Below are 18,787 nucleotides of genomic sequence, written 5' to 3'. Positions count from 1 at the left end.
TCCGGGAGCAGCGACTTGTCTTGGTTGCTTGGTTGAATTGGCACTGGCTGGTAACACGCTTATGACGACTTGGAAAGCCTTTTGAAAACAAGTTTCGGTTACGGGACCGCAATTTACGTGATACATGCGCATGCAGAGGGGATTACATCATGCGCGAACTGATCGGCGGCAGCATAACCGACGTACCCGGCATCAGGCTTGGCCATCACACGCTGACGAAACGCCCGACCGGCTGCACTGTCCTGCTTTGCGAGGAAGGTGCTGTCGCTGGCGTCGATGTGCGCGGTTCCGCCCCCGGCACGCGCGAGACGGAACTGCTCGATCCGGTCAATCTTGTCGAAAAAGTGCAGGCCGTGCTGCTTTCGGGCGGCAGCGCCTACGGCCTTGCTGCCGCTACCGGCGTCATGCGCTATCTGGAGGAAAACCGGCTCGGCTTTGCGATCGGTAATGGCGTGGTGCCCATCGTGCCCGCCGCCGTTCTGATGGACCTTGGCGTCGGCGATTTCTCGATCCGCCCGGACGCGGAAGCAGGCTATCTCGCCTGCAAGGCGGCGACAACACAGCCCTCCCCCCAAGGCAATATCGGCGCGGGCGCAGGCGCAAGCGTGGGCAAGATGTTCGGCATGGAATATGCCATGAAAGGCGGATTTGGCACGGCCAGCCACGCCATCCCCGGAACGGATATTGTCGTTGGTGCAATCGTGGCCGTCAATGCGGTGGGCGACGTCTATGCGCCCTTTTCCAACCGGATTCTGGCTGGCGCACGAACGCAGGACGACAGGGGCTTTCGCAACAGCATGAACGCGCTGATGCGCGGGCATTCGGTCATCGGCTCCGCCGGGGCCAACACCACCATCGGCGCGATCGCCACCAATGCACCCTTCAACAAGGCGCAGCTCAAAAAGATCGCAGCCATGGCGCATAACGGCTTTGCGAACACCATCAACCCGGTTCATACCATGTGGGACGGAGACACGATTTTCGCGCTTTCAACCGGCAGGGCCGAAGGCATCAAGGCCGATGTCACCGCCATTGGCGCAATCGCGGCGACAGTGATGGCCCATGCGGTGGCGCGTGCGATAATCGAAGCGCAAAGCCTGCCGCAATTCAACCTGCCCGCACATTGCGATTATGCGGGGGCGGAAAGCTCTCGATAACCAAGAGGATAAGCAGTGATTGAAACCGTCGCCGAATTGGGCAATAGAGAACCGGCTTCTAATCCTTTTGTATTAGAGCATTTTGGCGTGAATTCTATAAAATTCCCGCGCCCGGATATGCATGAAACACAGGAAAAGACTGCACCGGCGATTGCGGGAAACTGAAATCGCGCCAGCAACAACATGATCTTCAGTCGGAAGATGACCAGAAGACGGATTGAGACAGGCATGGCAGGCAATTCCCTCAAATTCGGCACGAGCGGCCTTCGCGGGCTGGCGACCGAACTCAATGGACGACCGGCCTATGCCTATTCACTGGCTTTCATCCGGATGCTGGCGCAAAAAGGCACGCTCAAATCAGGCGATCCGGTCTATGTCGGGCAGGATCTGCGTCCTTCCAGCCCCGATATTGCAGCGCTCGCCATGGCGGCTATCGAGGATGCCGGTTACAGGCCGGTCAATTGCGGCCTGCTGCCCACCCCGGCGTTGAGCTGCTACGCCATGGCGCAGGACGCGCCCTGCATCATGGTCACCGGAAGCCATATTCCCGATGACCGCAACGGGCTGAAATTTTATCGCAATGACGGTGAAATCGACAAACATGACGAAGCGGCCATCAATATGGCCTATGCCGCCCTGCCCAGCGATCTTGTCGTGCGAAAAGCAACCGGCCTGCCCGTGAACGGCGATGCAGTCGACGCCTATGTCAAACGCTATACGGACTTTTTTGGCGCAGCCCCTCTTTCGGGACTGAAAATCGGCGTCTATCAGCATTCGTCCGTGGCGCGCGATATTCTGGTGAAGGTGATTTCAGACCTTGGCGCGCAAACCGTCGCCCTTGGCCGTTCCGATATATTCGTGCCCGTCGATACCGAAGCGCTGCGCGCCGAAGATATTGAGCTTCTCGCCGCATGGGCGAAACAGGACCGCTTCGATGCCATTGTGTCCACCGATGGCGACGCCGATCGCCCGCTGATCGCCGACGAAAACGGGCAATTCGTGCGCGGCGATCTGGTGGGCGCAATCACCGCCGCATGGGCGAAAGCGGATATGATCGTCACGCCGGTGACGTCCAACGCCGCACTCGAAGAATGCGGAAAATTTACCCGCGTTGTTCGCACGCGGGTCGGTTCTCCCTATGTCATTGCGGGCATGGAACAGGCTTTGCACGAGAAGGCTGAATGCGTCGTCGGCTTCGAGGCCAATGGCGGCGTTTTGCTCGGCAGCAGCATCGAGAGCAACGGCAGGCAACTGTCGGCCTTGCCCACACGCGATGCAATGCTGCCCATTCTCGCCTGCCTGGCCACGATCCGGCAAACGAACAGCCCGCTATCGGCAATCGCGGACAGCTATGGTTTCCGGGTTGCATTGAGCGACCGGCTGCAAGATATTCCGCAGGATTCAAGCATGGCTTTTCTCGCCCTGCTCAGGGATCGGGAGAAGCGGTCGCAGTTTTTCACCGCTAGCGATCCGGTGGTGCGAATGGAAGAAATCGACGGGTTGAAGCTGTTTTTTGCATCCGGCAATGCGCTGCATTATCGCGCATCGGGAAATGCGCCGGAGCTTCGCTGCTATGTGGAGGCGGCAACGCAGGAACAGGCCAGCCAGTTTTTGACCATGGGCCTTGAGATTGCCCGCAAAGCGACAAGGGACACCGCGATAAAATGAGCTTCATTCCGGTTATCATCAGTGGCGGCTCCGGCTCCAGACTTTGGCCGCTCTCGCGCGAGGCACATCCCAAACCCTTCATCGAGCTTCCGGACGGCGGGACGCTGATCGGCAAGACCTATGCGCGCGCATCGCGTCTTGAAGGGGCCAATGAAATCCTCACCGTCACCAATCGCGACTTCCTGTTTTTAACCCTCGACGCCTATGCGGATGCCGATGCGCGCGCCATCGAAAACACCTTCCTGCTGGAGCCGACAGGCCGCGACACCGCCCCTGCCATAGCCCTTGCCGCCTTGCAGGCCGCAGCGCTTCATGGCCCGGAGACAATGCTGCTCATCATGCCTGCCGATCACCTGATCGAAGACGAGGCAGCTTTCGCACAAGCCGTCGCAAGGGCGCAGGTTCTCGCGCAGAAAGATCGCATCGTCACTTTCGGCATCGTTCCCGGCCATCCCGAGACGGGTTTCGGCTATATCGAAACCATGGGCGAGGACGTCCTTCGTTTCGTGGAAAAGCCCGATGCGGAAACGGCGGAAACCTATGTGCATAGCGGGCGCTATTACTGGAATTCGGGCATGTTCTGCTTCAAGGCAGGCACCATGCTCGACGCAATGCACGAACACGCGCCCGACGTGCTGGCCGGTGCGAAAAACGCGCTCGAACATTCGCGCCGCGGCCTGAATGGCGAAACGCGGACGCTGGAAATTCCGCTGGACCAGTTTGCCGCGACGCCAGCCATCTCCATCGACTATGCCGTGATGGAAAAGGCCCGCAACATTGCCTGCATTCCGGTTTCGTGCGGCTGGTCGGATATTGGATCGTGGTCCACCATGGCGGACCTGCTTCCCGCAGACGCCAATGGCAATCGCCTGCGCGGCGATACCGTGATCGAGGATACGACCGACAGTTTCGTCCTCTCCGAAGACCGGCTCGTCAGCCTAATCGGCGTGCATGATCTTCTGGTGGTCGATACGCCCGACGCGCTGCTGGTGGCCCATCGCGACAAGGCGCAGGACGTGCGCAAGGTCTTCAACCGGCTGCGCGATCAGGGCCATGAAGCAGCCAAGCTCCACCGCACCGCCCATCGCCCCTGGGGCACCTATACGGTGCTGGAGGAAGGCGACGGCTTCAAGATCAAGCGCATCGAGGTCAAGCCCGGACGGCGGCTGAGCCTGCAAGCCCACCATCACCGTTCCGAGCACTGGATCGTCGTTTCGGGCACCGCCAAGGTGACCAATGGCGAGCGCGAAATCCTTTTGACCAACAACCAGTCCACCTATATTCCCTGCGGCTTCAAGCACCGGCTGGAAAATCCCGGCATTCTGCCGCTGGTGCTCATCGAGGTGCAGAGCGGCGAATATCTGGGTGAAGACGACATTGTGCGATTCGACGATATTTACGGGCGCAGCTGAGCGGCAAGCCCGCAAATAAATAGCCGGTTCTTTGCGCGTGCGAATCCGCCTATAATCGCGCCATGACAATCCGGCACCTCAGCGAAACCATCATCAACCAGATTGCCGCTGGCGAAGTAATCGAACGCCCCGCCAGCGTAATCAAGGAACTTGTCGAAAACGCCATCGATGCCGGGGCCACCCGCATCGAGATCGTAACCGCTGGCGGCGGCAAGACATTGCTGCGTGTCACCGATAATGGTTCGGGCATTGCCGCAGATGAACTGCCGCTGGCCGTCTCACGCCATTGCACATCCAAGCTTTCCGATGACGTGCATGATATTCGCGCGCTGGGTTTTCGCGGCGAGGCGCTGCCCTCCATCGGCTCGGTATCGAAGCTCCTTCTCAAATCCCGGCCACAAGATGCCGATTCGGGCTTTGAGGTTTCCGTCTTCGGCGGTCATATCGATGGTCCTCGCCCGGCAGCGCTCAATCGCGGCACCATCGTCGAGGTGCGCGATCTGTTTTATGCGACGCCCGCACGGCTGAAATTCATGAAGACGGATCGCGCCGAGGCCGTGGCCATCACCGATGTCGTCAAGCGGATTGCCATCGCCTTTCCGCATATCCGTTTTTCGCTGGCAGGCACCGACCGCACACCGCTTGAACTGCCCGTAACCGGAAGCGGCGCGGATGCCACGCTGGAGCGTATCGGGCAGATACTGGGCAAGGAATTTTGCGAGAATGCGCTTGCCATCGATGCGGAGCGCGACGGCGTGCGGCTGGCCGGATTTGCCGGAATTCCGTCGTTTAATCGCGGCAACAGCCTGCATCAATTCGCCTATGTGAATGGCCGTCCGGTGCGCGACAAGCAGATTTTCGGGGCGCTGCGCGGTGCCTATTCCGATGTGATTGCCCGTGACCGGCATCCGGTGGCGGTGCTGTTTCTCACGCTCGATCCCGCCCTTGTCGATGTCAATGTGCATCCGGCAAAAGCCGACGTGCGCTTTCGCGATCCGGGTCTTGTGCGCGGCCTTATCGTGGGCGCGATCAAACAGGCGCTGGCAGGCTCCGGCATCCGTCCGGCCACCAGCGGCGCGCAAGCCATGTTGCAGGCGTTTCGCGCGCAAGGGTTTCAGCCCCGCCCCTCATCAAGCAATTACACTGCGCCTGCCCCGCGTAGCGAATGGTCGCCACAAACTGCCCATCCCGCCCACAGGCCGCTTGATCTCGACAGCCCGCTCGCCTTTCATGAAGACGGCCAGGCAACGATAGAAGCCGTGGCCGCCCCCGCAGCCGATGCCCGCGCGGCCATCGCGCAAGCGTCTGCCGAACTGATGGAAAAGCCGCTGGGAGCCGCGCGTGCGCAAATCCACGAAAATTACATCGTCGCCCAGACCGATGACAGTCTGGTCATTGTCGACCAGCACGCAGCCCATGAACGGTTGGTCTATGAAGCGCTCAAAAATGCGCTTCATTCGCGCCCGATCGCCGGACAGATGCTGCTTATACCCGAAATCGTCGACCTGCCGGAAGAAGACGCGCAGCGCCTTGCCGCGCATGCGCAGGAGCTTGCCCGGTTTGGCCTCGGCCTTGAACAATTCGGCCCCGGCGCCATCGCCGTGCGCGAAACCCCCGCCATGCTGGGCGAAATGAACGTGCAACAACTCATCCGCGATCTCGCCGACGAGGTGGCCGAGCACGATACGTCCGACGGCCTCAAGGCCATGCTCAACCATGTCGCCGCCACCATGGCCTGCCATGGCTCGGTGCGTTCGGGACGCAGGCTCAAGCCCGAAGAAATGAACGCCTTGCTGCGCGAAATGGAAGCAACCCCCGGTTCGGGCACCTGCAATCATGGCCGCCCGACCTATATTGAGTTGAAACTTACCGATATTGAACGGCTATTCGGCAGGCGTTAAGCCGTGTGGACAGAATCGGGCTGGCTTGATAAGTTTCGAAATCAAGGATTTATACGATGAACAAATTTGAATCGCCCCGCTCTTCCCAGGCCGTATTGCGCTATCTCGACGGCGATTTCGAGATCGTCAAGCATGGCTCCTATGTCGTCTGCGCAGTCAGCGCCGTACAGATACCGCTCGACGAACTCAAATATTGGAGCGTAGCGCGGCAGGAGGCCTATGCGACGGGTCTGATTTCGTTTGAGCGCGAGCTTGAATGCAACCCGGAACTGCGCAGCCGCAAGAAGGGCTGATCCGGTCTCAAACGACCTGTCCCGCGCACCAGCCCGACGACCACGCCCATTGAAAATTATAGCCGCCGAGCCAGCCGGTGACATCGACCACTTCGCCGATGAAATAAAGCCCCGGCACGTCGCGCGCTTCCATGGTCTTTGAATCCAGATCGCGCGTATCAACCCCGCCCAATGTGACTTCGGCGGTGCGATAGCCTTCCGAACCCGCAGGCTTCACGCGCCATTCATTGACCGCAGCCGCCACGCGCCGCAGGGCGACATCAGAAAAATCAGCCAGATTCTGCGCCGGTGAAATATCGGCGGCGATCAGTTGCGCAAGCTTCTTGGGAAGATGCAGCGCAAGCGCGGTTTGCAGCGCCTGCCGCCCATTGCGCCCACGCTCCTCGCGCAGCGCTGCAAACAAGTCCGTTTCGGGCAGCATGGAAATGGTGATTTCATCGCCCTCGCGCCAATAGGATGAAATCTGGAGAATGGAAGGCCCGCTGATGCCGCGGTGGGTGAACAACATGGCTTCTGCAAAACGGGTCTTGCGGCAGGCAACCACCGCATCGACCGCCACGCCCGCCAGGGGCTTCAACCGCTCCAGTAGGTTTGGCTCAAATGTCAGCGGCACCAGCCCCGGACGGGTTTCGACAAGCCGCAGGCCGAAGCGCGCGGCAATATCATAGCCAAAACCGGTCGCGCCCATTTTGGGGATCGACTTACCGCCGGTGGCGATCACCAGCGAGCGGCAGGAGACGGTGCCTCCCGAATATCGCACCATAAAGCCATTGGCGGTTTTTTCAACGCTTTCGACCGTGGCCGTGAGGTGCAATTGCGCACCATGGTGCTGCATCTGCCCTAAAAGCATATCGATGATCTGCCCGGCGGAACCATCGCAGAACAATTGCCCCAGCGTCTTTTCGTGATAGCCAATCTTATGCCGCTCGATCAGGGCGAGAAAATCGCGCTGCGTATAACGGCTTAATGCCGAAATGCAGAAACGCGGATTTTGCGACAGAAAGTTTTTCGGGCTGGCATGGATATTGGTGAAATTGCACCGCCCGCCGCCGGAGATGCGGATTTTCTCGCCCGGCTTTTTCGCATGGTCGAGCACCAGCACCGACCGGCCGCGCTTTGCCGCCTCGATCGCGCACATCATGCCAGCGGCACCGGCTCCAATCACCAGAACATCGATGCTATGCAAAGTACACTCCGCTCAGATCGTGTAACCGCCATCGACCGGCAGCGCGGTTCCGCTCACCATGGACGCCTGATCCGAGGCGAGCCAGAGGGCTGCTTCCGCCACATCATCGGGGCGCGAAAACCGGCCCAGCGGAATGGTTGCTTTCAGATCCTTGCGCGCCTGCGGCGTATCTTCCGCCAGAAAAAGTCCCAGCGCCTCGCCGTCGCTTTCGGCAGGGCAAATGCAGTTCACGCGGATTTTCTTTTCGGCCAGTTCCAGCGCCATTGCCTTGGTGGCGCTGATCACCCAGCCCTTGGACGCGCAATACCACGTCAGCCCCTTACGTGGACGCAAGGCCGTCGCCGATGCCGTGTTGATAATCACCCCGCCGCCCTGATGCTCCATGATCGGCACGACAATCTGCGTGGAATGATAGATCGCCTTCATATTGACCGCATTGATGAGGTCGAACTTGTCCTCGTCGACTTCGGTCAACGGCATGTTGCGATGGGTGAAACCGGCATTATTGACCATGATGTCGATGCGACCGAAATTTTCAAAGGCCTGACGGGCGAGGTTGACCATATCATCCTTGCGCGAGACATCGGCCTGAACGGCCATGGCATCGGCTCCTATATCGGCCAACTCGTCATCCACGCGCTTGATATTGACGTCGGCCAGAACGACTTTCGCGCCCTCGGCTGCAAAACGACGCGCCATGGCGGAACCGAAGCCCGATCCGGCGCCGGTAATGATTGCAACCTTGTCCTCAAGCTTCTTCATGCCATTCTCCTTCAATCCTGTTCGCGATCAGATCACCTGCATGATGCGAGGCGCGGATTCTCTTTGCTGTCGCAATATTGCGTTATGAAGAGCATGTCACGCGTGCATATGCGGTTAACAGCCGCAAAGGCAGCGCAATTCATGACATTTACGAGAATATTGACAGGCAATGATTGAATTTAAATCGATTAGATTATAGACACTATCCAAGCAAAAAAGAAAATTGCCATTAAACTGTGCTTCGACAGACTGATTTGGGTCAAAATGGAAGAGAGCGAGAATGACCAGCCAGATAATCCCCGTTGAGCCCTTTGATTACATCGTTTTCGGCGGCTCGGGTGATCTTGCGGAACGCAAGCTGATCCCGGCTCTTTATCAGCGCCAGCGTGCCGGCCAGCTCTCGGAGCCGACGCGCATCATCGGCGCTTCGCGCAGCCCCATGAGCGACGACGAGTATCGCAAATTCGCCCATGACGCCATTCATGAGCATGTCAAGGCGGAAGAAGTGGACGCCGGGGAAGTGGATCGCTTTCTTGCGCGGCTGAGCTATGTCGCGGTCGATGCCAAATCCGACAGCGGCTGGGATGCGCTCAAGGCGGAGATCGGCAAGAAGCCGGAAAAGATCCGCGCCTTTTATCTGGCCGTCAGCCCCAGCCTGTTTGGCGATATTGCCACCCGGCTGAAAAGCAACGGCCTGATTACGCGCGACACCCGCATCATCGTCGAAAAGCCCATTGGCCGCGATCTGGAATCGGCCATGACGCTCAACGACACGCTGGGCAGCGTTTTCCGCGAAGACCAGATTTTCCGCATCGACCATTATCTGGGCAAGGAAACCGTGCAGAACCTGATGGCGCTGCGTTTTGCCAATGCGCTTTACGAGCCGCTGTGGAATTCCGCCCATATCGATCATGTGCAGATCACGGTCGCAGAATCCGTCGGCCTTGAAGGCCGCGCGGGCTATTACGACACCGCAGGCGCGCTGCGCGATATGGTGCAAAACCATATTCTCCAGCTTCTTTGCCTCGTCGCGATGGAGCCACCTTCCTCGCTCGAAGCCCATGCGGTACATGACGAAAAGGTCAAGGTGCTGCGCTCGCTCCAGCCCATTACCAGCGCCAATGTCGAGGAACTCACCGTTCGCGGGCAATATCGCGCCGGTGCTTCGGCGGGCGGGCCGGTCAAGGGCTACCTGGAAGATCTCGGCAGCGACACCAGCAATACCGAAACCTTCGTGGCGCTGAAGGCCGAAATCGCCAACTGGCGCTGGGCGGGCGTGCCGTTTTACCTGCGCACCGGCAAGCGCCTCGCCACCCGTGTTTCCGAGATCGTCGTCACATTCAAGCCGATCCCGCATTCGATTTTCGGCGAAGGCGCGGGCAAGGTCATGGCCAATACGCTCGTCATCCGCCTGCAACCCGATGAAGGCGTCAAGCAATGGCTGATGATCAAGGATCCGGGTCCGGGCGGCATGCGCCTGCGCCATGTTCCGCTCGATATGAGCTTTGCTGAATCCTTCAACGAGCGCAATCCCGATGCCTATGAACGGCTCATCATGGACGTGGTGCGCGGCAACCAGACCCTGTTCATGCGCCGCGACGAGGTTGAGGCTGCATGGCGCTGGATCGACCCCATCCTTCAGGGCTGGGAGTTGAACAATCAGCCGGTTCAGGGTTACACCTCAGGCACATGGGGGCCTTCATCGTCCATTGCGCTCATCGAACGCGATGGAAGAACCTGGCACGAGAGCCTGTGACGGAACGAATTTGAAAGGAATGGCATGAACATCGAACGGCATGATTTCACCAGCGGCACCGAACTGGCGCAGGCCCTGTCCGCAGCGATTGCAGGCAAGTTGGCGGCAGCCATCGCTGAGCGGGGACAAGCCACACTTGCGGTTTCCGGCGGCACGACGCCGGTGCGGCTGTTCGAGGTTCTTTCGCGCCAGATGATCGACTGGACGGCGGTGACGATCACGCTCGTCGATGAGCGTTTCGTGCCCACCACCAGCGAGCGCTCGAACGAAAAGCTTGTGCGCGAACATCTTCTGCGCGAACATGCGGGCGTGGCCCGGTTTGTCGGCCTTTACAATCCGACCGCCACCGTCGAGACCGCAGCCCTTGCCGCCGCCAGCCGCATCGACGCGCTGCGCCGCCCCTTCGATGTCGTTGTGCTCGGCATGGGCAATGACGGGCATACCGCTTCGTTCTTCCCCGGTGCCGACCGTCTCGATCAGGCAATCGACCCGACGACACGCGCCATCGTCCTGCCGATCCACGCGGAAGGAGCGGGCGAAAAACGCCTGACCCTGACCCTGCCGCTGATCGTCGAGGCGAATATGCTGGTTCTGCATATCGAAGGCGCAGCCAAGCTGGAGGTCTTCGAGAAGGCGCTGGCGGGCGCAGATGAATATGAAATGCCGGTGCGCGCGGTGCTCAACAAGGCCCGCACGCCGGTTGAGGTCTATTGGTCCAGTTAACGTCTCGCATTCCCACGAAGCCGGGACCGCTCCAGGCACAGGTGCTACCATGCCCATTGATAAACGCATACAGGACATCACCGGGCGCATTCGCGAACGCTCCCGGTCGAGCCGCGAGGCCTATCTGCAACGCGTGCGCGAGGCCGCATCCAGAAAGCCCAATCGCACCATTCTAGGCTGCGCCAATCTTGCGCATGGCTTCGCCGCCTGCGGCCTGCATGACAAGGCGGCATTGACCGGCGATGAAGTGCCGAACCTTGGCATCATCACTGCCTATAATGACATGCTTTCGGCGCATCAGCCATTCGAGACCTATCCGCAGCTTATCAAGCAGGCCGCGCGTGAAGCCGGAGGGGTCGCACAGGTCGCAGGCGGCGTTCCCGCCATGTGCGATGGGGTGACGCAGGGCTTTGCGGGCATGGAATTGTCACTGTTTTCGCGCGAAGTGATTGCCATGGCAGCCGCTGTCGGCCTGTCGCATGATATGTTCGACGCAGCCGTCTATCTGGGTGTCTGCGACAAGATCGTGCCCGGATTGATTACCGGCGCGCTGACTTTCGGCCATCTGCCAGCCGTGTTCATTCCTGCCGGGCCGATGACCAGCGGCCTGCCCAATGACGAAAAAGCCAAAACCCGCCAGCTTTATGCCGAAGGCAAGGTCGGGCGTGCGGAACTGCTTGAATCGGAATCAAAATCCTATCACGGTCCCGGCACCTGCACTTTCTACGGCACCGCCAATTCCAACCAGATGCTGATGGAAATCATGGGGCTGCACCTGCCCGGCGCATCCTTCATCAATCCCGGCACGCCGCTGCGCGACGCGCTGACGCGCGAAGCCGCCAGGCGCGCACTGGCAATCACCGCACAGGGCAATGAATATACGCCGGTGGGCGAAATGCTCGATGAGCGCTCCTTCGTCAATGGTATCGTCGGGCTGAACGCCACGGGCGGATCGACCAATCACACCATTCACCTGATCGCCATGGCGAAGGCTGCGGGCATTCACATTACATGGCAGGATATTTCGGAACTATCTGATATTGTTCCGCTTCTTGCCCGTGTCTATCCCAACGGCCTTGCGGATGTGAACCATTTCCACGCCGCAGGCGGCATGGGCTTTCTCATCCGCGAACTGCTCGATGGCGGCTTGCTGCATGAGGATGTCCGCACCGTCTGGGGCGAGGGTCTGAGGCCATATACGGTCGAGGCAAGGCTTGGGCCGGACGGTAATGTGGTGCGCGAGCCCGCGCCCGAAAAAAGCGGCGACGACAAGGTTCTCGCCAAAATCGCCACGCCCTTCCAGCCGACCGGCGGCATCAAGGTTCTGAGCGGCAATATCGGCAATGCGATCATCAAGGTTTCCGCGCTCAAGCCCGAACGCCATGTCATCGAAGCTCCGGCAAGGGTCTTCAACGACCAGTCGGAATTGCAAGGCGCCTTCAAGGCGGGAGAACTGACCGGGGACTTCATCGCGGTGGTGCGCTATCAGGGACCGAAGGCCAACGGCATGCCGGAACTGCATCAGCTCATGACCGTGCTGGGCGTCTTGCAGGATCGCGGCCAGCGCGTGGCGCTCGTCACCGACGGGCGCCTGTCGGGTGCATCGGGCAAGGTGCCTTCCGCGATCCATGTCACGCCTGAAGCGCTCGATGGCGGGGCGATCGGCAAGATCCGCAATGGCGATGTGGTTCGCCTTGACGCGGCAAGCGGCAGGCTGGACGTCCTGATCAGCGAAGCCTTGCTCGAAGCGCGCTCCGAGGAGCGACCGGACCTTTCCGGAAACGGATTTGGAATGGGGCGTGAACTCTTCCACGCTTTCCGCCAGATTGCGGGCCGCGCCGACGAAGGCGCGTCTGTTTTCTAAAAAACAGACAAAAACAAGGGGCAAAACCGCGTGATTTTTGCGGCTTTGCCCTCGATTTTTTGAATTTTAAGCGCATTTTGCGCAAATCGCCGCGCTCAATTGCGGCGATATTGTGATTTGCCTTATTAGAAGACCGGCTTTTTGAAACCGGCGCTGCGGCTGGCTGCGGTCAGCGTATTTGCCATCAGCATGGCAATGGTCATCGGGCCGACACCACCGGGAACCGGCGTGATCGCTCCGGCGATTTTTTCAGCCTCGACGAAATCGACATCGCCGACCAACCGTGTCTTGCCCTCGCCCTTTTCCGGTGCCGCGATACGATTGATGCCGACATCGATGACGGTTGCTCCGGACTTGACCCAATCGCCCTTGATCATTTGCGGACGTCCAACGGCGGCCACCAGAATATCGGCATTGCGCGCAATCGAGGGCAAATCCTTGGTGCGGCTATGGGCGATGGTCACGGTGGCATTGGCTGCAAGCAGCAGATTGAACATCGGCTTGCCGACAATATTGGACCGGCCGATCACAACGGCATTGAGGCCGGAGAGATCACGGCCATGAATACGCTCGATCATGATCATCGCGCCGGCAGGCGTGCAGGGGACGAAAGCGGTTTCGACCTCGCCGGTGCCAAGCTTGCCGACATTGATGAAATGGAAACCGTCCACATCCTTGTCGGGTGAAATGGTCTGGATCACACGGCCCTCATCGATATGTCCGGGCAAGGGGAGCTGCACCAGAATGCCATGGATGGCGGGGTCGGCATTGAGGCTTTCGATCAGCGCCAGCAATTCTTTCTCGGAGGCATGTGCGGGCAGGTCGTGCTGCACCGAATGAAAGCCACATTCCTTGGCTTTCCGGCTTTTCGACGCGACATAGACCTGACTTGCCGGATCTTCGCCCACGATCACCACCGCAATTCCGGGCACGACGCCGGTAGCCTCGACCAGCTTTTCGGTTTGGGTGTTTACGGAAGAAACGACTTCCTCGGCCAGCTTCCTGCCGTCGATCAATTGGGCCATTGTGCTTGCTCCATTTCCAGTCAGCGACGTATCAGATACATCGTGCTTTTACCGCACACATGCCCATAAGCGTCATAAAGCAATATGACAATCGCCAAAAATGCGGGATCGGGCGATTTTCCGCCCTGTTACGACAGGGTTGCGAAATGCCGCAGGATGAAAGCGACTTCATAGGCCAGCGCCGTGCAGATGAAGAAGGCATGAAAGCGGCGACTATCGGTAAACATGGCAATCAGGCCGACGAGAATGAAGACGCCGATCCGCACCGGATATTCATTTCCATAAAGGTGAAAACGCTCCGTCCCCTTGATAAGCGTATCGATCACATCGGTCATATAGACTGCGACCAAAATGCCGAAGAACCATTTGCGCCGGGACATGAAATAATCGCGATAGCCGGTATAGCCGTCGAGCTTGTCGGGAAACAGCAAGGTGCAGAGCAGGAAATAGAGCCCTGCGTAAAGAATAATGAAAAGATAGATTTCAAAGCTCCACACCGAAATGGTGCGCAAATTGAACTCGAACCACCAGAAATGGACGACCGAGAGCAGGATGAAGGCGACCCAGCCCAGATGCACCGGATAAAGCAGCTGCTTTTCCGGATGCTGGATGAAACGCGCAACCCCCGTCAGAAGCCGCGACACGCACAGGCCCAGAATGATGCCGATGAGGATGCGCACATGGGTGAAAGCCTCAGCCGGAGGCACGCCTGTCGTCAAAACCGGATCCATCCGCCCCCCATTCCTGCAACTACAGTTTTCCTGCCTCTCATGAGGCGCATAGTGGTTTAATTTGAATGTGGGATCAATAATATACCGGCAATTATCTGGAGGGGTTGCAGTCTCGTTCATGATTGGTACGGTTGCAAACAGATCAAATCCTCACAGGCACAAGGTGGAACATTCACATGCAAGATACGGTCATTCTGGTAGGCTGCGGCAATATGGGTTACGCGATGCTCAAGGGCTGGCTGGAAAGCGGTATATTGCGATCCGAGAATGTGCATGTGATCGAACCGGCCGAAGCCCTGCTGGAGCGCGCTGCGGGCGCAGGCGTCAATGCCTATCTCAATGCGCAGTCGCTGGCAGCCGATCTCAAGCCGCGCATGATCGTATTCGCGGTCAAGCCGCAGGTCATGGCCGATATATTGCCGACCTATCAGCGCTTCGCACCCCAAACAACATTCGTAAGCGTTGCCGCCGGAACGCCCGTTTCGCTGTTTGAGCAATATCTGGGCAAGGACGCGGCCATCATCCGCTGCATGCCCAATACGCCAGCGGCCATCGGCAAGGGCATGCTGGTGACCTATAAGAACGCCAATGTCACCGAAGATAACGAGGCTTTCGTCAACAGCCTGCTTAAAACCTCGGGCAAGGTTGCGAGCGTGGACAAGGAAGAATTGATGGATGCGGTGACTGCGGTTTCCGGCTCCGGCCCGGCCTATGTCTTCCATTTCATCGAAGCGCTGACCGATGCGGGCGTGACTGCGGGCTTACCGGAAGAAACAGCCGCCCTTCTGGCCCGGCAGACCGTGATGGGCGCGGGCGCGCTGGCGGCAGCAAGCACGGACACCCCATCCACATTGCGCCGTCAGGTGACGAGCCCGAATGGCACCACGGCAGCGGCGCTCGACGTGCTGATGGGCGATAATCGCCTTAAAATCCTGCTTGAAGAAGCGGTGGAAGCCGCACGCAACCGCTCTGTGGAATTGGGCAAGGCATAGTCCGGCGGGCTTGCCGATCTTCACATAAAGATCTGTTATTCGACTATTAGGTGAATAAATTTTTGTAATGCCGTCGGCCAACCTATTCTGCTGCTCAGTCACCATCTCAAGGAGGAGCAGGGTAATGACCGACGACATGTTGCACGTAATGAAGTGGCATAATGGCGAGAAGGATTTTTCGCCATTTTCCGATGCGGAAATGTCTCGCCGCCAGAATGACGTGCGCGAATGGATGGCGAAAAACGACGTCGATGCGGCATTGTTCACGTCCTATCATTGCATCAATTACTATTCCGGCTGGCTCTACTGCTATTTCGGCCGCAAATATGGCATGGTCATCGACCAGAACAACGCCACGACCATTTCCGCAGGCATCGATGGCGGCCAGCCATGGCGGCGCAGCTTTGGCGACAATGTCACCTATACCGACTGGCGGCGCGACAATTTCTACAATGCCGTCAGGCAGTTGACGCGCGGCGCAAAACGGGTCGGCATCGAGTTCGACCACGTCTCGCTCGATTATCGCCGCGCGCTTGAAGAAGCCCTGCCCGGCGTCGAATTCGTCGATGTCAGCCAGCCGTCCATGTGGATGCGCACGATCAAGTCGGCGGAAGAACACAAGCTCATCCGCGAGGGCGCGCGCATCTGCGATGTGGGGGGCGCTGCCTGTGTCGCGGCGGTGAAGGCCGGTGTGCCCGAGCATGAAGTGGCGATCGCAACCACCAATGCCATGATCCGCGAGATCGCCAGTTCCTTCCCCTTTGTCGAATTGATGGACACATGGACATGGTTCCAGTCGGGCATCAATACGGATGGGGCGCATAATCCCGTGACCAACCGCAAGGTGCAGTCCGGCGACATTCTCTCGCTCAACACCTTCCCGATGATTTTCGGCTATTACACCGCGCTCGAACGCACCCTCTTCTGCGATCATGCCGATGATGCAAGCCTCGACATATGGGAAAAGAACGTCGCCGTGCATCGGCGCGGTCTTGAACTCATCAAGCCCGGCGCGCGCTGCAAGGACATCGCAATCGAGCTCAATGAGATGTATCGCGAATGGGACCTGCTCAAATACCGCTCGTTCGGCTATGGCCATTCCTTCGGTGTCCTGAGCCATTATTACGGTCGTGAGGCGGGCGTGGAACTGCGCGAGGACATCGAGACCGTGCTTGAGCCGGGCATGGTGGTATCGATGGAGCCGATGGTGATGCTGCCCGAAGGCATGCCGGGGGCTGGCGGCTATCGCGAACACGATATTCTCATCGTCAAGGAAGATGGTGCTGAAAACATCACCGGCTTCCCCTTCGGTCCCGAGCACAATATTATCCGCAACTGACAACAGTAAAAAGAAATCAGCCATCCGGCTGGTTTCTTTTTCTCTTTTGGAGAATGCAAATAAAAAAGCTGCGGGCCATGCCGCAGCTTGTTGCATTTGAGCACTCAAGGATCAGCGCGGAAATTCCTTTTGCAATGCCTCGACGATGCCGTCGGTGCAGACCTGCAAAAGCAGTTCGCCTTTTTCCGCTGTTGCATCCTTTGGCGAGGATAATGTGCCGCTGTCAGGCGTCCATTCGGGCTTTGGCGGGTAGACGTCATAGGGCGGGAAACTGGCCGGGGCATGATCGACCGCGCGCTCCAGCCGCACCTGCTGGGGATAAAGCGCCAGCATCAGCGAGGTTTCCAGCACGCCGCCATGTTCGATGTCCCAGCCCGAGAAGCCGCCGGGATAAAGCCGCTCGATCGTCACCTTATCGACGAAATCCCAATAGGAGAGAACCACGACCTTCATATCATCGATACCGTCCCAGCGAAGCTCGCGCAGTGCAAGGTCGATGCCTTCGATGATGAACCAGGAATTTTCGAAGTGACCGTTGATCATGCCGATGCGCCGCACACCATGGCGGGCGAATTCGCGGATGACATCGCGCAGCGCCGCAACGAGCGTCGCGCCGTCGAGGCTGGTGGTGCCCGGCAGATGATTGCCGCCGCCCGATTTCTGGTGCGACTTGTAGCCATAGGTAAAAGGCGGCGCGACCAGCGCGTCAACGCGCCCGGCGATGCGGCGGGCGAACTCCACCGGCAGCAGGACATCGACATTCATCGGCATATGGTGGCCGTGCTGCTCCATCGAGCCGATCGGCAAGAGAATCGCCGTTTTCCCGTCGCGAACGCGCGCATCATAATCGGGCCAGGACAGTTCGGCGGCAAAGACTGATTGTTCAGGCATCATTTTCTCCCATTGTGGACCACAAGAAGATTTGAGCCGAACTGAAGAATATGAGAAATTTATAATCGTCATCCACGCATAAGGAAACGAAATCCATGCGAAACATTGTAAACTTCCAGACCGATCTGCTGCGTACTTTTGTTTCCGTCATCGATCTCGGCGCCTATACCAAGGCTGGCGATATGCTGGGGCGTACCCAGCCGGCAATCTCCTTGCAAATGCGCAGGCTGGAAGAACTGACCGGCGCGCCGCTCATCAAGCAGGTCGGGCGCACATTGTCGCTGACCGCCGAAGGTGAAATGCTCCTGAGCTATGCGCGTGAAATTCTCCGCCTCAACGACGAGGCCGCGTCCTATTTCAACCGCTCCAAATTGTCGGGCGTCCTGCGCATCGGCCTGCCCAATGATTATGCCGTGGCTTTTCTGCAAAGGGTCATTACCGAATATACCCGCCAGCACGCCGGGATCGCGCTGGAAATCTATTGCGGCGCCAGCGGAACCATTCTCGACCGGCTGCGCTCGGACGAACTCGATCTGGCTATCGCCATGGTGGAGGGTGATCGGGCGCAATATCTGTCGCGCACATGGAACGAACAGCCCGTGTGGACGGCTGCGAGAGCTCTGGATTTCGACCCGCAGGCGGGCATACCGCTTGCCGCCCATCCCGAAGGCTGCGCCTATCGCGCGCGCATGATACAGGCGCTCGACGCCGCACATATCCGCTGGCGCGTGGCCTATACGGGACCGGGCATTTCCGGCTTGCAGAACGCCGTCATCAACGGTCTGGGGGTGAGCGCGATGACACGCTATACCGTGCTGCCGGGGATGCGCGTTCTCGACGAGAAGGACGGATTTCCGCCGCTGGCCGAAATTCGCGTCGGCCTGTTCTACAAGCATCCGCGCCTGTCGGATGCAGGCATCATGCTGATCAATCACATCATTATGCGGCTCGATGAAGCCGGGGTTTCCAGCGACCCGCTGCGGCGTCCGGCGGAACTGGCCCGCCAATAAGCCATGCTGATGGACGAATTATAATAATTAATTTTTCAAATGATGCGATGGTTCTTAACCTGCAATCATAACAACAA

16 protein-coding genes and 1 pseudogene are annotated in these 18,787 nt (G+C 58.8%); 12 read left to right on the top strand and 5 right to left on the bottom strand.

The features are described 5' to 3' along the window. Positions 1-149: 149 nt before the first annotated feature. The 6 genes and pseudogenes from DKP76_RS04975 to DKP76_RS04955 form a co-directional block, all read left to right on the top strand. A pseudogene (locus tag DKP76_RS04975) lies at positions 150-1,157 on the top strand (P1 family peptidase); the annotation flags it as partial. 15 nt (positions 1,158-1,172) lie between these two features. Next, entirely contained in the window at positions 1,173-1,322 is a 150-nt protein-coding gene (locus DKP76_RS19135; RefSeq protein WP_158279414.1) for a hypothetical protein, read from the top strand. 63 nt (positions 1,323-1,385) lie between these two features. Then, positions 1,386-2,825, top strand: a complete 1,440-nt coding sequence (locus DKP76_RS04970) for a phosphomannomutase (RefSeq protein WP_109705354.1) — start codon at positions 1,386-1,388, stop codon at positions 2,823-2,825. After that, complete coding sequence (locus tag DKP76_RS04965; RefSeq protein WP_109705353.1) at positions 2,822-4,237, top strand: mannose-1-phosphate guanylyltransferase/mannose-6-phosphate isomerase; 1,416 nt, start codon at positions 2,822-2,824, stop codon at positions 4,235-4,237. Before DKP76_RS04970 ends, DKP76_RS04965 begins: the two co-directional genes overlap by 4 nt. A gap of 62 nt (positions 4,238-4,299) precedes the next feature. Beyond that, positions 4,300-6,138, top strand: coding sequence for a DNA mismatch repair endonuclease MutL (gene mutL, locus DKP76_RS04960; RefSeq protein WP_109705352.1), 1,839 nt, complete (start codon positions 4,300-4,302; stop codon positions 6,136-6,138). Between the two features lie 56 nt (positions 6,139-6,194). Beyond that, positions 6,195-6,431 carry a DUF2093 domain-containing protein gene (locus DKP76_RS04955; protein ID WP_109705351.1) on the top strand — a complete coding sequence of 79 codons (237 nt, stop codon included), beginning with the start codon at positions 6,195-6,197 and terminating at the stop codon, positions 6,429-6,431. Positions 6,432-6,438: 7 nt separating this feature from the next. Here the strand turns inward: DKP76_RS04955 and DKP76_RS04950 are convergent, their stop codons facing one another. Next, entirely contained in the window at positions 6,439-7,572 is a 1,134-nt protein-coding gene (locus DKP76_RS04950) for a BaiN/RdsA family NAD(P)/FAD-dependent oxidoreductase (RefSeq protein WP_425349373.1), read from the bottom strand. Positions 7,573-7,629: 57 nt separating this feature from the next. Beyond that, positions 7,630-8,379, bottom strand: a complete 750-nt coding sequence (locus DKP76_RS04945) for an SDR family oxidoreductase (RefSeq protein WP_109705349.1) — start codon at positions 8,377-8,379, stop codon at positions 7,630-7,632. 280 nt (positions 8,380-8,659) lie between these two features. Between DKP76_RS04945 and zwf the strand changes: the two genes are divergently transcribed. Genes zwf through edd form a run of 3 tightly spaced genes read left to right on the top strand, consistent with a single transcriptional unit; the run spans position 8,660 to position 12,722 of the window. Further along, complete coding sequence (gene zwf / locus DKP76_RS04940) at positions 8,660-10,135, top strand: glucose-6-phosphate dehydrogenase (RefSeq protein WP_109705348.1); 1,476 nt, start codon at positions 8,660-8,662, stop codon at positions 10,133-10,135. 24 nt (positions 10,136-10,159) lie between these two features. Next, positions 10,160-10,858 (top strand): 6-phosphogluconolactonase, encoded by a 699-nt coding sequence (gene pgl / locus DKP76_RS04935; RefSeq protein WP_109705347.1) that lies wholly within the window; start codon positions 10,160-10,162, stop codon positions 10,856-10,858. 49 nt (positions 10,859-10,907) lie between these two features. Next, a complete protein-coding gene (edd, locus tag DKP76_RS04930; protein ID WP_109705346.1) occupies positions 10,908-12,722 on the top strand; it encodes a phosphogluconate dehydratase in 1,815 nt (604 codons plus the stop codon). A 125-nt stretch (positions 12,723-12,847) separates the two neighbouring features. Here edd and folD read toward each other — a convergent pair whose 3' ends face one another. Then, positions 12,848-13,747, bottom strand: a complete 900-nt coding sequence (gene folD, locus DKP76_RS04925; RefSeq protein ID WP_109705345.1) for a bifunctional methylenetetrahydrofolate dehydrogenase/methenyltetrahydrofolate cyclohydrolase FolD — start codon at positions 13,745-13,747, stop codon at positions 12,848-12,850. A gap of 128 nt (positions 13,748-13,875) precedes the next feature. Beyond that, positions 13,876-14,478: a hypothetical protein gene (locus tag DKP76_RS04920; RefSeq protein ID WP_109705344.1), complete on the bottom strand. Its 603-nt coding sequence runs from the start codon at positions 14,476-14,478 to the stop codon at positions 13,876-13,878. A gap of 176 nt (positions 14,479-14,654) precedes the next feature. Between DKP76_RS04920 and proC the strand changes: the two genes are divergently transcribed. Both proC and DKP76_RS04910 read left to right on the top strand, forming a co-directional pair. Next, on the top strand, positions 14,655-15,470 hold the full coding sequence (gene proC, locus DKP76_RS04915; protein ID WP_109705343.1) for a pyrroline-5-carboxylate reductase: 816 nt from the start codon (positions 14,655-14,657) through the stop codon (positions 15,468-15,470). A gap of 124 nt (positions 15,471-15,594) precedes the next feature. Next, on the top strand, positions 15,595-16,809 hold the full coding sequence (locus DKP76_RS04910; protein WP_109705342.1) for a M24 family metallopeptidase: 1,215 nt from the start codon (positions 15,595-15,597) through the stop codon (positions 16,807-16,809). Between the two features lie 111 nt (positions 16,810-16,920). On the opposite strand, the gene DKP76_RS04905 is transcribed toward DKP76_RS04910, so the two are convergent. Further along, positions 16,921-17,700 carry a creatininase gene (locus DKP76_RS04905; RefSeq protein WP_109705341.1) on the bottom strand — a complete coding sequence of 260 codons (780 nt, stop codon included), beginning with the start codon at positions 17,698-17,700 and terminating at the stop codon, positions 16,921-16,923. Positions 17,701-17,795: 95 nt separating this feature from the next. Between DKP76_RS04905 and DKP76_RS04900 the strand changes: the two genes are divergently transcribed. Beyond that, positions 17,796-18,710 (top strand): LysR substrate-binding domain-containing protein, encoded by a 915-nt coding sequence (locus DKP76_RS04900; protein WP_109705340.1) that lies wholly within the window; start codon positions 17,796-17,798, stop codon positions 18,708-18,710. The last annotated feature ends 77 nt before the right edge of the window (positions 18,711-18,787 follow it).

Origin of the sequence: Falsochrobactrum shanghaiense, assembly GCF_003149535.1 — a bacterium.
GTDB lineage: Bacteria > Pseudomonadota > Alphaproteobacteria > Rhizobiales > Rhizobiaceae > Brucella > Brucella shanghaiense.
This window is presented reverse-complemented; position numbering and strand designations above follow the sequence as displayed.